This is a genomic window from Rhodanobacter koreensis (assembly GCF_054782855.1).
Genome location: NZ_BAAGRR010000012.1, coordinates 605,992 through 619,644, shown reverse-complemented (window position 1 = coordinate 619,644; position 13,653 = coordinate 605,992). Strand labels below are relative to the sequence as shown.

Annotated in this window: 15 protein-coding genes; 8 read left to right on the top strand and 7 right to left on the bottom strand. The window is 62.8% G+C overall.

Annotated features, from left to right (window positions below; genetic code table 11):
* Positions 1 to 49 precede the first annotated feature (49 nt).
* Together ACYVKM_RS16435 and ACYVKM_RS16430 are read right to left on the bottom strand one after the other, a co-directional pair.
* Positions 50 to 259: a cold-shock protein gene (locus ACYVKM_RS16435; protein ID WP_077438969.1), complete on the bottom strand. Its 210-nt coding sequence runs from the start codon at positions 257 to 259 to the stop codon at positions 50 to 52.
* A gap of 264 nt (positions 260 to 523) precedes the next feature.
* Positions 524 to 733, bottom strand: a complete 210-nt coding sequence (locus tag ACYVKM_RS16430; protein WP_077553745.1) for a cold-shock protein — start codon at positions 731 to 733, stop codon at positions 524 to 526.
* A 357-nt stretch (positions 734 to 1,090) separates the two neighbouring features.
* On the opposite strand from ACYVKM_RS16430, the gene ACYVKM_RS16425 reads away from it, so the two are divergent.
* Positions 1,091 to 1,561, top strand: coding sequence for a hypothetical protein (locus ACYVKM_RS16425; protein WP_460878684.1), 471 nt, complete (start codon positions 1,091 to 1,093; stop codon positions 1,559 to 1,561).
* A 21-nt stretch (positions 1,562 to 1,582) separates the two neighbouring features.
* On the opposite strand, the gene ACYVKM_RS16420 is transcribed toward ACYVKM_RS16425, so the two are convergent.
* Complete coding sequence (locus tag ACYVKM_RS16420; RefSeq protein WP_460878930.1) at positions 1,583 to 2,830, bottom strand: winged helix-turn-helix domain-containing protein; 1,248 nt, start codon at positions 2,828 to 2,830, stop codon at positions 1,583 to 1,585.
* Positions 2,831 to 3,021: 191 nt separating this feature from the next.
* On the opposite strand from ACYVKM_RS16420, the gene ACYVKM_RS16415 reads away from it, so the two are divergent.
* Both ACYVKM_RS16415 and ACYVKM_RS16410 read left to right on the top strand, forming a co-directional pair.
* On the top strand, positions 3,022 to 3,417 hold the full coding sequence (locus tag ACYVKM_RS16415; RefSeq protein ID WP_460878683.1) for a hypothetical protein: 396 nt from the start codon (positions 3,022 to 3,024) through the stop codon (positions 3,415 to 3,417).
* Positions 3,418 to 3,564: 147 nt separating this feature from the next.
* Positions 3,565 to 4,659 (top strand): phospholipase A, encoded by a 1,095-nt coding sequence (locus ACYVKM_RS16410; RefSeq protein WP_460878682.1) that lies wholly within the window; start codon positions 3,565 to 3,567, stop codon positions 4,657 to 4,659.
* Positions 4,660 to 4,741: 82 nt separating this feature from the next.
* On the opposite strand, the gene ACYVKM_RS16405 is transcribed toward ACYVKM_RS16410, so the two are convergent.
* The gene (locus ACYVKM_RS16405; protein WP_460878681.1) at positions 4,742 to 5,224 is read right to left on the bottom strand and encodes an FKBP-type peptidyl-prolyl cis-trans isomerase; all 483 of its coding nucleotides are present in this window, start codon (positions 5,222 to 5,224) and stop codon (positions 4,742 to 4,744) included.
* A gap of 119 nt (positions 5,225 to 5,343) precedes the next feature.
* On the opposite strand from ACYVKM_RS16405, the gene dacB reads away from it, so the two are divergent.
* Positions 5,344 to 6,891, top strand: coding sequence for a D-alanyl-D-alanine carboxypeptidase/D-alanyl-D-alanine endopeptidase (dacB, locus tag ACYVKM_RS16400; RefSeq protein ID WP_460878680.1), 1,548 nt, complete (start codon positions 5,344 to 5,346; stop codon positions 6,889 to 6,891).
* Between the two features lie 19 nt (positions 6,892 to 6,910).
* On the opposite strand, the gene ACYVKM_RS16395 is transcribed toward dacB, so the two are convergent.
* The gene (locus ACYVKM_RS16395) at positions 6,911 to 7,396 is read right to left on the bottom strand and encodes a glutathione peroxidase (protein ID WP_460878679.1); all 486 of its coding nucleotides are present in this window, start codon (positions 7,394 to 7,396) and stop codon (positions 6,911 to 6,913) included.
* 102 nt (positions 7,397 to 7,498) lie between these two features.
* On the opposite strand from ACYVKM_RS16395, the gene ACYVKM_RS16390 reads away from it, so the two are divergent.
* The 3 genes from ACYVKM_RS16390 to ACYVKM_RS16380 all read left to right on the top strand — a co-directional run bounded on the left by ACYVKM_RS16390 (position 7,499) and on the right by ACYVKM_RS16380 (position 10,193).
* Positions 7,499 to 8,509 carry a methionine ABC transporter ATP-binding protein gene (locus tag ACYVKM_RS16390; RefSeq protein WP_460878929.1) on the top strand — a complete coding sequence of 337 codons (1,011 nt, stop codon included), beginning with the start codon at positions 7,499 to 7,501 and terminating at the stop codon, positions 8,507 to 8,509.
* Positions 8,506 to 9,183, top strand: a complete 678-nt coding sequence (locus tag ACYVKM_RS16385) for a methionine ABC transporter permease (protein WP_460878678.1) — start codon at positions 8,506 to 8,508, stop codon at positions 9,181 to 9,183. The genes ACYVKM_RS16390 and ACYVKM_RS16385 overlap by 4 nt, the downstream gene beginning before the upstream one ends.
* Before the next feature lie 218 nt (positions 9,184 to 9,401).
* Positions 9,402 to 10,193, top strand: coding sequence for a MetQ/NlpA family ABC transporter substrate-binding protein (locus ACYVKM_RS16380; RefSeq protein WP_460878677.1), 792 nt, complete (start codon positions 9,402 to 9,404; stop codon positions 10,191 to 10,193).
* Between the two features lie 4 nt (positions 10,194 to 10,197).
* Here ACYVKM_RS16380 and pncB read toward each other — a convergent pair whose 3' ends face one another.
* Positions 10,198 to 11,382 carry a nicotinate phosphoribosyltransferase gene (pncB, locus tag ACYVKM_RS16375; protein ID WP_460878676.1) on the bottom strand — a complete coding sequence of 395 codons (1,185 nt, stop codon included), beginning with the start codon at positions 11,380 to 11,382 and terminating at the stop codon, positions 10,198 to 10,200.
* 368 nt (positions 11,383 to 11,750) lie between these two features.
* Between pncB and ACYVKM_RS16370 the strand changes: the two genes are divergently transcribed.
* Positions 11,751 to 12,560, top strand: coding sequence for a c-type cytochrome (locus ACYVKM_RS16370; RefSeq protein WP_460878675.1), 810 nt, complete (start codon positions 11,751 to 11,753; stop codon positions 12,558 to 12,560).
* Position 12,561: 1 nt separating this feature from the next.
* On the opposite strand, the gene ACYVKM_RS16365 is transcribed toward ACYVKM_RS16370, so the two are convergent.
* Complete coding sequence (locus ACYVKM_RS16365; RefSeq protein ID WP_460878674.1) at positions 12,562 to 13,608, bottom strand: aminopeptidase; 1,047 nt, start codon at positions 13,606 to 13,608, stop codon at positions 12,562 to 12,564.
* Between the last annotated feature and the right edge of the window lie 45 nt (positions 13,609 to 13,653).

Genomic DNA, 13,653 nt, shown 5'->3' with positions numbered 1-13,653 from the left:
ACAAAAGAGGCCGGCTTGCGCCGGCCTCTTCCGGATGCCATCACCCCCATCAAGCCGGTGTGACGTCTTCGGCCTGCAAGCCCTTCTGGCCATCGACGACCTTGAAGCTCACTTTCTGCCCTTCCTGCAGGCTCTTGAATCCCGTGCCGCTGATGGCGCGGAAATGCACAAACACGTCAGGGCCATTCTCCCGGCTGATAAAGCCGAAACCCTTGGCGTCGTTGAACCACTTGACGGTACCCACTTCACGATCCGACATGACTCACTCCGATCCATTCCAGACGCTGAGACAAACCGGCCCCAACGGGCCGACGGTTTACTGGGCATGCAGGGTGATCGGGTGTAACGATAAGGATTCACAGGAAACCCGTACCGGGCACGCACGTGGCCGAGCAAACGCAGTACCCAAAGCATAACGGATTTTCAGTTTGCAAGTGATTTGTCAAGCAGCCTGTCGTGGCCATTATCCGGGCAACAAAAAACCGGGCATCGCTGCCCGGTTTCCCTTGCGCCCGAATGGCAATCAGGCCGGGGTTACTTCATCGGCCTGCAGGCCCTTCTGGCCCTGCACCACCTTGAAGGAAACCTGCTGGCCTTCCTGCAAGCTCTTGAAGCCAGAGCCTGCAATCGCGCGGAAATGCACGAAAACATCCGGACCATTGTCGCGGGCAATGAAACCAAAGCCCTTGGCGTCGTTGAACCATTTGACGGTACCGATCTGACGATCAGACATAGTTAATCACTCCATTGGGTTTGAAGACTCGACCTGCATGCTGCGACAGGACGGCTTACTGGTGTGCAAGGAAACAACCCTGGGGTGAACGATGAGGCAGATCGTGGATCGGCTGCATCGGGTCACAAACTCTGCTGACCCCGGCAAACACAGTAGGCAAATCATAACGGCAGAATTGAGGGGATGCGAGATTGCGCAGTGCGACATGGAATGAAAACGTTTGCACTGATTTTGTCCACAGGATGACAAATTCAGATTTTCTTTACCTCGAACCCGGTCTAGTGTGAGTCCAGCCACCCCACCGATACTGCGGGATAGTTACACCTTCCGCAGAATCATCACCAAGGAGCACCCAGCATGCCCACCCTGCCCCGTCTGACCCTGGCCGGCATGATTGCCATCCTGCTGCTGGCCGGCTGCGCCCATCAAACCACGACCTCGACCACGTCAAAGACTGCAACCTCAGCGGCAACGGCCTCGACCCCATCGGGGGCCGGTACCGGCACACACCATCCGCACCACAACGCGACTCCCAAGGGCCATATCACGGTCGAGGAGGTCAACCTGCCCGACCATACCGGCATCCCCGCCTGTGACGACTATCTGTCCAGCTACATGGCCTGCCACCGCGCTGCAGGCGTCTTCACGCCAAGCCAGCTACCGGAACGCTACCAGGCCATGCGCACCAGCTTGCTGCGGGATTCGGAAAATCCGGATATCCGCCCGCAACTGGCCGCTCGCTGCAATTCGCTGGCCGCCTCATTGCGTGAGGCCCTGCATGGCAAGTCATGTGCGGCGAACCCTGCATCCGCCAGCAGCACGCCATAAGGCCACATAGGAGAGTTGCGCCTATCCTGCAACTCGCCAGGAGGCCCGCAGCACCTTCGCCAGGTCTGCGGGCTGCGTGCGCCCCAGTCGGATTTCGGGTGTGCCATGCCAACGCGCCGTGGTGGCAATCGCTGCGGCCACCGCCTGCACCAGCCCGGGTTCGGGTGTCACCCCTGATTCCAGGAACAGTGCCTTGACTTCGAACACGCCCTCGCCACGATGGGCCTTGGCATCCAGCCGGCCGACCAGCCGGCCGCGATGCAGGATCGGCAGCACGAAGTAGCCATAGCGTCGTCGCGCTGCCGGCGTGTAGCACTCGATGGTGTACTCGAAGTCAAACATCGCCAACGCCCGCGCCCGATCCCATACCAGCGGATCGAACGGCGACAGCACGGTGGTATGGGTGGCACGCAGGCGACCCTGCATCGCCCGGCTCAGCATTTCGGCATGATCACGATGGACGTAGCCCGGCACCTTCCAGCCTTGTACCGGCACGCTCAGCAGGTCGCCACGGGCCAGCAGCGGCGCCAGTTCCCGTTCGGTCACGGCCGGTTTCAACCGATAGTAGTCGGCAATCCAGCCAGCCTGGGTCACACCCAGCGCATGCACGCTGTCGAGAATGAAGCGTTGCCGCAGATCCGCCGCGGAAAGCGCCGCAGCACGGGTATCGAGCGGTGGATCGAGCCGGGCCAGCACGCTTGAAGCCAGGTCGTAGACACGCTGGAAGTTCTCGCGCCGCGCCACCATGAGCTCGCCAAGTGCAAACCACGCTTCCAGCCAGCGCTTCTCCGGTTTCCATTCCCACCAGCCCGTCTTTGCCGCCGTTGCGCCGGCATCCTTGCGGGCAAAGTCCGCAGCGCGCACCGGACCGGTAGCGCGAATGCCATCCAGCAGTGCGTCCATGTGGGTGCGTTGTTCGCGATGCATGCGCTGGGCATGCCGGTGCGCCCAGTGATTCCCGCGCTGACCCAGCCAGCCACGATGCAGGCCGACATCGGTCGCGGCGACGAAACATGCCTCGTGCGCCCAGCATTCGGCGAGTTGTCCCTGCGCCAGCGCTTCGTCCAGCCATGCCATCGGGTAATCGCCGAGACGGGCATGCAACACCAGATACGGGCTGCGTGCGACTACATGGATGGTGTCGATCTGCAGCAGACGCATGCGCTCGATCGTTGCCACCACGTCACTGCGTCGAGGGCGGCGGCGCAACGGCTGCAAGAGACCCTGCGCAGACAGCTGCAGCAAACGCGCCTGCGACAGGGTCAGCATGCGGCCATTGACTGAAGCTGCGCTCAACGACACGGCATCTTCACGGATTCACGACGAGGATATTGAGCGGGCATTTACAAAGGCTCTGCTAGCGTGATCTCGAGTCCGGTAGCCGCGACGAGTGTTCTCCCCGCATTGAACGCTTCCGGGCGCATACGAACTTTCCACTATTCTGGCATGGAGTATCCACGATGAAATTCCGCAAGCCACTGCTATCGACCATCACCATTGGCGCATTCTTTTTCGCCGGCACGTTGCTGGCCCAGGACACCCCGCCTCCACCGCCTCCGCCGCCGCCTGCAACCAGCGCGCCCATGGCGCCGCCTCCTGCCCCCGACCAATCCATGAACAATGCAGCGCCTGCTCCGGCCGCCCAGGCACAGGTCACCGTGCGAAGTGTTCAACCCCCGGCACCGTCGGTCGGGCCGGCACCGTCATTCGAGCAACTGTCGGGTGGCAGCAAATGGATCACCGCCGACCAGGCCAGCGCCTATCCGCCACTGGCCAATGACTTCCTGAATGCCAGCCACAACGGTACTCGTGTCAGCAAATCCCAATACGAGCAGTGGATAAAGCAGCTTCAATAAGGTCTGATGTATGGAGCCGGCCACGAGCATGCTTGTGGCCGGCTTTTTTGTCGGCGACATGCGCGGCCCCATCCCGTCAATCGATCTGTGTCGCCTAAACTCCGAACTCGATTTCTCCGGACCCGATCATCCGATGCGGAGCGCTTGATGAAGCCTCATTCCGTTGCGGTACACCTGGCACTGGCCGCCTGCCTGTTTGCCAGTTCCAGCCATGCGCAGAATCCGGATCCTACCGATATCCGCGCCTGCACCGGGATCGAAAGCGATGCCCAGCGGCTGGCCTGCTATGACAAGGCCACTGGCCGGGTCAATCTGCCCGCCGCGCAAAAGCGGGTCGATCGGCAAGCCGTCACCACGGGGGTTTTCGGTCGTGACAGGAACGGCACATCGACGGTTTCGACGCAAGCCAATAGCGAGGTTGCGCAACCGCTGTCGCTGCTTGACAGCCGCTGGGAGCTCTCGCCCGAGAGCAAGCTCGGCACGTTCAACGTGCGCGGCTACAAACCGGTCTATGTCATGCCGGTGTTTGCCACCAGCAATCAGAACGATGAGCCGCACAGCCCCAACCCGGTCAATACGGTGACCTCACCGCGGCAACTGGACAATGTCGAGTCGAAATTCCAGCTCAGCCTGAAGACCAAGGTATGGCAGGGTGTGTTCGGTGATGCCGGCGACCTCTGGGTGGCTTATACGCAGGACTCGCACTGGCAGGTCTACAACTCGCAGGCCTCGCGCCCCTTCCGCGAAACCAACTACGAACCCGAAGCCATCCTGATGTTCAACACCCACTATGAGGTGTTCGGCTGGGACGGACGACTGCTTGGCATCGGCGTCGATCACCAGTCCAATGGTCAATCCGATCCGCTCTCGCGCAGCTGGAACCGGGTGATGGCCGAGATCGGTTTCGAGCGCGACGGCTGGACCGTGATGCTGCGCCCGTGGTGGCGCATTCCCGAATCACGCGCGGACGACAACAACCCCGACATCAGCAACTACATGGGCCGCGGCGACATGCAGATCATCCACGAATGGCATGGTCAGGAATTCGGCTTGATGCTACGCCACTCGCTGCGTGGCGGCAGCGAAAGCCATGGTGCCGCCCAGTTCACCTGGAGCTTTCCGCTGGTCGGCAATCTGCGCGGTTACATGGAAGCCTTCAAGGGTTATGGCGAAAGCATGATCGACTACAACCACAACGCCACCTATCTCGGCGTCGGCATCTCGCTGCTCGACTGGTATTGAGATCACCAACGCAAGAGCCCGGTGATTCTTCATCACCGGGCCCTTGCGTTGCCGGATCGCGGTCATGTCGCCATAGCGCGTATCAGTGGTGATGACCACCGGCACCGTGCACATGGCCGTGCGCCAGTTCTTCCTCACTGGCCGCGCGCACATCGGTCACCTCGATCGCGAAATGCAGGGTCTTGCCGGCCAGCGGGTGGTTGCCGTCGATGAACACCTTGTCATTCTCGACCTTGGTGACCGTGACGTTGATTTCGCCCTGCGGGCCACGGCCCTGGAACTGCATGCCCGGCTGGATGTCCTCGACGCCCTGGAACGCCTCGCGCGGCACTTCCTGCATCAGCTCGGCGTGGTGCACGCCGTAGCCTTCCTCGGGCGCCACGTCGGCAATGAACTTGTCACCGGCCGCACGGCCTTCCATCTGCTTTTCCAGGCCAGGCACGATGTGTCCGCTGCCGTGCAGATAGGTCAGCGGTTCGCGCCCCTCGGAGCTGTCGATGACCTGGCCCTGGTCATCGGTCAGCGTGTAATGGAAGGCGGCAACGGCGTTCTGGGCAATCTGCATGGGAGTCTCGCGAATAGGTTCAAGTCCGCCGGCCAGATGCCGACACGAACCGGCAAGGTTAGCAGAACCGCGACATGCCGCCCCCTGCAGGCGATGGCGGGATTGGCGATACTGGGGCCATGAGCCTGCCGCCCAGCTGTCACCGACACCGTCTCGCCTCATTCCTGCTGCTGGTTGGCGCATGTTTCACCACGCTGCCGACGGCCGCGTCGACGCCGCAGACAAGTACGATCACGGCCAGCGCATCGCCACTGGCGGCGCGGATCGATGCATACATCGGACAGCCCCGTTTTGCCGCAGCCAGTTGGGGCATTGCCGTGGCCTCACTGGACAGCGGCCGTACACTTTATGCGCACCATGCCGACCAACTGCTGCAGCCGGCCTCCACCGCCAAGCTGTTCACCGCCGGGCTGAGCCTGGCCACGTTCGGTACCGATTACCGTATTCCAACCCGGCTACTGAGCAGCGGGTGCGGTCACGACGGCCGCCTGAATGGCCCGCTGATCCTTTACGGCATGGGCGATCCCACCCTGGGCACGGCCGGCAGCATCGCCTGGGCCGACCAGCTGGCCGATCAGCTGGCTGCTCGCGGCGTGCGCTCGGTGCATGGCGACTTGATCGTCGACGACAGCTATTTCACTGGTCCGACCTTCGGCACCGGCTGGGAAGCCGGCGATCTGCAGAGCTCGTTTGCCGTGCCCTCCTCGGCACTCAGCGTGCAGGAGAACATCGTCGATATCACGGTGACCCCCGGGGGTGCCCCTGGCCTGCCGGCCAGCCTGAGTTTCACGCCGATCGACGCGCGGCCGCACGTGTCCGGCCAGATCACTACCACCCTGCCACGCACAACGGGTGACATAAACCTGTACCGCGCACCGGGTTCCGACACGCTGCATGCCTTCGGCAATGTGCCCGCACAGGCGCCGCCACAACAATTCAAGCTGGCCATGGCGGACCCTGCCCTGCAGGCCGGACGAGAATTGAACAATGCACTGCAGCGCCGCGGCATCCACGTCATCGGTCAACTGCAGGCGTTGCACTGGCCCCAGGATGACACCGGCCTGCTGGCACATACCCAGATGGTCGGCGAGATAGGGTCGCCTCCGCTGCTGGAGATCCTCAAGCGGGGCCTCAAACGCTCGCAGAACCTGTATTTGCAGAACCTGCTGCTGAATGTCGGCGCGCACGAGCAGGCCACTATCTCGAAGCCACCGGCGGGTTTCACCAGCACCGAGAGCTACGGCATCAAGGCACTGCAGCAGTGGCTGGCGCAGATCGGGATTCCACCCTCGACCAGCCTGATCGGCGAAGGCACCGGACTGTCCCGACGCGATCTGGCGACGCCGACTGCGCTGATCCGCCTGCTTGGTTATATGGCCGCCCAGCCCTATGCAGCCGCATTGCGCGACGCACTGCCGATTGCCGGCGTGGACGGCACCCTGATCGGACGCATGCGCGGCACACCTGCCGAAAACAACGTGCATGCGAAGACCGGCAGCATGGCCTACGTGCATTGCCTGGCCGGCTACGTCACCACGGCCACGGGTGAACGGCTGGCGTTCGCGATCATGCTCAACAACTATGAGCCGCCTGTGGACGGCCCCAGCGCCAGCAGCGATCTGGACGCGATCGCCGTGATGCTGGCGGAGTATCGCGGCAGCGATTGAACGCCACCGCCAATCGTCATCAGCCGGCCAGTCGCGCCAGCGTGTCCTTGGCGATCTTCTCCGGCGTATCGGTGGGTGCATAGCGCTTCACCACATGCCCCTGCTCATCGACCAGGAACTTGGTGAAATTCCACTTGATCGATTCGCTGCCGAGGATGCCCTTGCCCTCGCTCTTCAGCCACTGGTAGAGCGGATCGGCATGCTCGCCATTGACTTCGATCTTGGAGAACATCGGAAACGTCACGTCGAAGTGGGTGCTGCAAAAATCCATGATCTCGGCTTCGCTGCCGGGTTCCTGGTGGCCGAACTGGTCGCACGGGAAGCCCAGCACCACCAGCCCGCGATCGCGCTGGTCCTGCCACAGCGTCTCCAGCCCCTTGTACTGCGGCGTAAAACCGCACTTGGACGCGACGTTGACGATCAGCAGCGTCTTGCCGCGCCATTCGGCCAGCGAGCGCGGGTTGCCATCGATATCGCGGACGGTGAAATCGTAGACGCTGGACATGGTCGCGCTCCGGTTGCCTTGGTCAATCCAGCAGTCTACGCCATCACCGGCCATGCCCGTGGCATAGAATGGCGTTTCCGCCCGCAGGTCGAATCCTCCGCCGTGATCCGCTTTGTCGATGTCCACAAGTCCTACCGCGTCGACGGCCGGGACATTCCCGCGCTGCAGTCGTTCAGCCTGGACGTCACCGATGGCGAAGTATTCGGCATCATCGGCCTGTCCGGCGCAGGCAAATCGACGCTTATACGGCTGATCAACCTGCTTGAAAGACCCACCGGCGGCAGCATCTTCGTCGACGACATCGAGATGACCGCATTGGCCGAGCCGGCACTGCGCGCGCAACGCCGCAGGATCGGCATGATCTTCCAGCATTTCAACCTGCTCGCCTCGCAGACGGTGGCGGACAATGTCGCGTTTCCTCTGCGACTGGCCGGTGAACGCGATGCCGGAGTTATCCGTGCACGCGTCGACGAGCTGCTGGCACGCGTCGGGCTCACCGCGCACGCCGACAAGTACCCGTCGCAACTCTCCGGCGGGCAGAAGCAGCGCGTCGGCATCGCCCGCGCGCTGGCCAACCGGCCGTCGATCCTGCTGTGCGACGAGGCGACCAGCGCGCTCGACCCGCAGACCACCGCCTCGGTGCTGGACCTGCTGGCCGAGATCAACCGCGAACTGAAGCTCACCATCGTATTGATCACCCATGAAATGGACGTGGTGCGCCGCGTATGCGATCGCGTGGCGGTGCTGGATGCCGGTGTGATCGTGGAGCGCGGCCCGGTGGCCGATGTATTCCTGCATCCGCAGCACCCGACAACCCGGCGTTTCGTCAACGAGGCCCTGCCCGAGGAGGCGGCCAGCGAACTGGCGCCATTCGCGCAGGTGTCCGGACGCATCCTTCGACTCAGTTTCCGTGGCGACACCACATTGACACCCGCACTGGGCCGCATTGCCCGCGAGACCGGCATCGACTTCAACATCCTCGCCGGGCGCATCGACCGCATCAAGGACCTGCCCTACGGCCAGCTCACCCTCGCCATGCAGGGTGAACAAGTGGACGCTGCGCTGGCCGCGTTGCGCGAAGCGGGCATCGAGATCGAGGAGCTACCCCGATGAACCTCTTGCAAAGGCTGTTCCCGAACATCGACGACTGGAGCGAACTCGGTCGCGCCTGTATCGACACCCTGCTGATGCTCGGCGGCTCGCTGCTGCTCACCGTGCTGATCGGCCTGCCGCTGGGCGTGCTGCTGTACCTCACCGGCAAGGGCCAGTTGCGCCCGATGCCGAAGCTCTACGCCGTCACTTCGCTGCTGGTGAATATCCTGCGCTCGGTGCCGTTCATCATCCTGATGATCGTGCTGATGCCGGTGACGTATTTCCTGGTCGGCACCAAGCTCGGCATCCGCGGCGCCATTCCGCCGCTGGTGATCGGCGCCGCGCCGTTCTTCGCGCGGCTGGTGGAAACCGCGTTGCGCGAGGTGCAGCAGGGCGTGATCGAAGCCAGCCAGGCGATGGGCGCCGGCCTGTGGCAGATCGTGCGCCACGTGTTGCTGCCCGAAGCGCGCGGCGGCATCTTCGCCGGCATCACCGTCACCGCGATCGCCCTTGTCGGCTATACCGCGATGGGTGGCGCGATCGGTTCCGGCGGCCTGGGTGACCTGGCCTACCGCTACGGCTACCTCAGCTACAAGTCCGATTACATGGTAGTCACCGTGGCGCTGCTGGTGGTGCTGGTGCAACTGCTGCAGATGCTCGGCGACCACATCGTGTCGCGTTATAACCGCCGCTGATTTGGTTATTTGTGTTTGGCGGTACGGACGGCCTACTTTCGTTGGCCGCCCATGAGAATCGCCGCCATGAGATTGCTGCTTGCCGCCGTCGCCGCCATCCTGGCCCTGCTCTTGCTGGCTGGCTATGCCACGCCGAAGACGTGACTCGTTAAACCTCACGTTTGTGTTTGGCAGTCTAGACGGCTTATTATTGTGCAACGCACAAGTGAATACTGACCATGAGACTACTGCTTGCCACCCTCGCCACCGCCTTGATCCTGCTGGCAGGCTGCTCCGCGCCCAAAGAGGACGACCACACGCTGACCGTGGCCGCGACTGCGGTACCGCATGCGGAGATCCTCAAGCAGGTTCAGCCCATCCTGGCCAAGGAGGGAGTGAACCTGCAGATCAAGGTGTTCGCGGACTATGTGCAGCCGAACACCCAGGTGGCCGAGAAGAGCATCGACCTCAACTACTTCCAGACCAAGCCATATCTCGATGCATTCAACCGTGAACGCGGCACTCATCTGACGATCATCACCGGGGTGCACATCGAGCCGTTCGGTGCGTACTCGCACAAGTACAAGAGCATCGACCAGCTGCCCGACGGCGCGAGCGTGACCATCCCGAACGATCCCAGCAACAACAGCCGAGCGCTGCTGCTGCTGGCGAAAAACGGACTGATCACGCTGAAGGATCCGACCAACGAGCTGTCCACGGTGAAGGACATCACCGCGAACCCGAAGCATCTGAAGTTCCGCGAACTCGAGGCCGCGATGTTGCCGCGCACGCTGGACGAAGTGGATCTCGCCCTCATCAACACCAACTATGCGCTGGCCGCCGGTCTCAACCCGACCAGGGATGCCTTGCTGATCGAGGACAAGAATTCACCTTATGTGAATTACCTTGTCGGTCGCCCGGACAACCAGAACGATCCGCGCGTGCAGAAGCTGGCGAAGGCGCTGACCAGCCCCGAGGTGAAGGCCTTCATCGAGCAGAAGTACCACGGGGCGGTATTGCCCGCGTTCTGAACGCTCACCCCTGCGTTGCGGGTATCTCGAACACCTGGCGCAGGTAGGCCACATAGGCCGCGTCCTCGCACATGTTCTTGCCGGGCGAATCGCTCAGCTTGGCCACCGGCTGGCCGTTGCAGCGGATCATCTTGATCACGATGTTGAGCGGCGTCGGCCCCGCGTCGTTGGTGAGGTTGGTACCGACACCGAACGCGAGCAGGCAGCGATCGCGGAAATGCGCATAAAGCTGCATCACCTTCGGGATATCCAGCCCGTCGCTGAACACCAGTACCTTGCTGCGCGGATCGACCCGGTTTGCACGGTAATGCGCCAGCACCTTCTCGCCCCATTCGAACGGATCACCGGAGTCATGCCGGGTGCCGTCGAACAGCTTGCAGAAATACATGTCGAAATCGCGCAGGAACGCACTGAGCCCGTAGACATCCGACAGCGCGATGCCGAGATCGCCGCGATATTCCTTCGCCCAGGCCTCCAGCGCCGCCACCTGCGAATCGCGCAGGCGCGGACCCAGCGCCTGATGCGCCTGCAGGTACTCGTGCGCCAGCGTACCCAGCGGGATCAGGTTGAGTTTGCGCGCCAGCCACACATTGCTGGTACCGGCCAGCTGGGTGCCGAGCCCATCGCGCAACGTGGTCACCACCTCTTCCTGCCATACCCGCGAGTAACGCCGGCGCGTGCCGTAGTCGGCAATGCGGCAACCGGCGTAGCCAGGCGTGTCACGCAGCAGCGCGATCTTCGCGCGCAGGCGCTGCCGGCCCTCAGCGAGGTCAAGCCCCGCGCTGGTGTTGCGGAAATACACCTCGTTGACGATCGCCAGCAGCGGTACCTCGAACAGGATCGTATGCAGCCACGGCCCGCGGATGCGTATCTCGATCTCGCCATTGCCTGCTGCTGCAGGCGTGATCTCCACATACTTCTCGTTGAGCTGGAACAGTCCGAGGAAGTCGACGAAATCGCTCTTGATGAAACGCCACGTACGCAGGTAATCGAGCTCGTCCACCGTGAAACGAAGCTGGCACAGCGCAACCAGCTCGCTGCGGATCTCGTCGATATACGGCACCAGGTCGATGCCCGCATTGCGGCACTTGAAGCGGTATTCGACCTGGGCGGCTGGATACTGGTGCAGCACCACCTGCATCATCGAGAACTTGTAAAGGTCGGTATCGAGCAGTGAATCGATGATCATCAGTCGCCCTGACGGGGAAAGGGATGTGCGCGCAGCCATTATCCATGTCGGGGCGCATCTCACGCGAACCACGTTCATCCGCGCAAAAATAAACCCCATCAGCCAGGGGAGGACTGATGGGGTTTGTCAGGCGGCCTCCAGGGGAGGAAAGGCCGGCCCCTCAGTGTCACGATGATCTGTGCCACTTCCTGTCGCCATCACGGCGATACATGGGCTTAGTGTGGCTGCCATGACGTGAGTTCAACGTGCATGCTGAAATTTGTTCAGCTTGCCGACAGGCTGGAAAGCATGAGGCCAGCACACGCCCATCGTGTCCCAGCCGCCACGACTGGCCCTACAATTTCTTTACATCCCTGCCGGAGCCCGCCATGAAGCTGCTGATCCTGTGCCTGCTGGCACTGAGCGTGGCGCTGCCCGCGGCAGCGGCCAAGCTGAAGATCGATCTCGGCGATGGCGTGCACATCTACGGCACCGCGCAACTGCTGGCTCGCACCGACGCGCGCGACATCACGATTCCCGCCGATGTGGCGTTCGGACATGCGATGCATTACCGCGCCGTCCCACTCGCCGCACTGCTCAAGGACATCGGCCCCGGCGACCACCTGCAGTTCGTTGCCGCCGATGGCTTTGCTGCAGAGATTCCAGCGGCAATCATCCTGAACCAGCGCGGCAGCAAAGCGTGGCTGGCGATCGAGGACCCGGCCCATCCATGGCCCGCACTGAGCAAGGACCACGGCCACGCCGGACCGTTCTACGTGGTGTGGACGCAGCCGCAAGCCGCCCATGTCAGCCCGGAACAATGGCCGTACCAATTGGTGATGATCCGCAAGCTGGACAGCGTGGCCGCACGCTTCCCCGCGATCGTGCCCGATCCATCGTTGCCGGCGGACGGCCAAGTGCAACGCGGCTTCGTCGTATTCCAGCGCATCTGCTTCGCCTGCCACACGCTCAACGGCCAGGGCGATGCACGACTCGGGCCGGATCTCAACATTCCGCACAGCCCCACCGAATACCTGCGTGCCGACCTGCTGCGCGCTTTCGTTCGCAACCCGCAGTCACTGCGGCAGTGGCCACAGGCGAAAATGCAGGGCTTCGACACGCAGACGTTGTCCGATGCCGATCTGGATGCGCTACTGGCGTACCTGCATTACATGGCAAACCACAAATCGGCACACTGAGTCAGTTGCGCCTCTCCGTGACGGCTGTATTGATCCGGCTGTCAGCCAGCAACCCCTGCAGCCGCTGCTCCCGCTGCGCCTTGGGCAACTTCGCCAATGCACGCACACTGGCATAGAACGCCGGCCAGCTGCGCCCGGCGCGCGTGAACAGCACCTCAAACGCCGGCGTCCACTGGTCGTACAGACCGAACGGAAGCAGTCGCGCGTTGTTGATCGGCTCTGCCACCCATGCGTCGTAGCGGTGATCGTTCGGCCAGCCGTGGTCGCGCCACTGCGTATAGCGCGTGCGGAATGCCTCGATCTCGCGCTGCTTGCCGGCCTCCATCGCCGACTCATCGACACCGCTGGCGTAGAGGTTCTTCAGACGATCACGCAGGTCCAGCACCAGCCGGGTGAAACCATCGTCCATCGTCTGGTAGCCATCATCCTGGGGTGGCAGTCCCCGCGACTGCCGCCATTCGCGCAAGCCCTCGGTCTGCACGAAGGTGGCGAAGGATTCGTTGAATGCGGTGTCGTCCTTCACGTAGATCAGCTGGTGCGCCAGCTCGTGGAAGATCGTGCTGTCGAGCTCGTCGTCGTCCCAGCTCAACATGCTGCTGAGGATCGGATCGGCGAACCAGCCCAGCGTGGAATAGGCCGGCACGCCGCCGACCCATACATCGTCGCCACGGGCCTGCAGTTTCGCCGCATCGGCCTTCGCGTCGGCCTCGCTGAACCAGCCGCGATAGGCGACGCAGCCGGTGACCGGAAAGCATTGCGGCACCGCGTCGATCGAAAATCGCGGCGTGGCAAACACGTTCCACACGACGTACGGCCGGTGCAGGTCGACGTAGCTGGTGTAACTACGGTTGTCCGGCAAGGCCAGCCGTTGCGAGGCGAACCGGCGTGCCTGCTGCGCCAGTTGCAGGCGGGCGGCAAGTTTCGGGGCGGTCACCGGGTCGCTCACCATCGCGCTCACGGTGTGCCGATGGAAGACCAGCTCGCCCTGACCGTGCACGGCCTGCGTGTAATAGCGCAGGCTGCTGCAACCGCATAACACAAGGCTCACCGCCGTGATGACGATGAGCCCTGGAAAGCAAATGCGTCGCGGCAC

Bases quoted from the DNA above. Each gene is read 5' to 3' on its own strand.
- ACYVKM_RS16385 (WP_460878678.1), top strand. From the start codon at position 8,506: ATGAACCTCTTGCAAAGGCTGTTCCCGAACATCGACGACTGGAGCGAA.
- ACYVKM_RS16370 (WP_460878675.1), top strand. From the start codon at position 11,751: ATGAAGCTGCTGATCCTGTGCCTGCTGGCACTGAGCGTGGCGCTGCCC.
- ACYVKM_RS16425 (WP_460878684.1), top strand. From the start codon at position 1,091: ATGCCCACCCTGCCCCGTCTGACCCTGGCCGGCATGATTGCCATCCTG.
- ACYVKM_RS16405 (WP_460878681.1), bottom strand. From the start codon at position 5,224: ATGCAGATTGCCCAGAACGCCGTTGCCGCCTTCCATTACACGCTGACC.
- ACYVKM_RS16420 (WP_460878930.1), bottom strand. From the start codon at position 2,830: ATGCTGACCCTGTCGCAGGCGCGTTTGCTGCAGCTGTCTGCGCAGGGT.
- ACYVKM_RS16380 (WP_460878677.1), top strand. From the start codon at position 9,402: ATGAGACTACTGCTTGCCACCCTCGCCACCGCCTTGATCCTGCTGGCA.
- ACYVKM_RS16415 (WP_460878683.1), top strand. From the start codon at position 3,022: ATGAAATTCCGCAAGCCACTGCTATCGACCATCACCATTGGCGCATTC.
- ACYVKM_RS16395 (WP_460878679.1), bottom strand. From the start codon at position 7,396: ATGTCCAGCGTCTACGATTTCACCGTCCGCGATATCGATGGCAACCCG.
- ACYVKM_RS16410 (WP_460878682.1), top strand. From the start codon at position 3,565: ATGAAGCCTCATTCCGTTGCGGTACACCTGGCACTGGCCGCCTGCCTG.
- ACYVKM_RS16435 (WP_077438969.1), bottom strand. From the start codon at position 259: ATGTCGGATCGTGAAGTGGGTACCGTCAAGTGGTTCAACGACGCCAAG.
- ACYVKM_RS16430 (WP_077553745.1), bottom strand. From the start codon at position 733: ATGTCTGATCGTCAGATCGGTACCGTCAAATGGTTCAACGACGCCAAG.
- pncB (WP_460878676.1), bottom strand. From the start codon at position 11,382: ATGATCATCGATTCACTGCTCGATACCGACCTTTACAAGTTCTCGATG.
- dacB (WP_460878680.1), top strand. From the start codon at position 5,344: ATGAGCCTGCCGCCCAGCTGTCACCGACACCGTCTCGCCTCATTCCTG.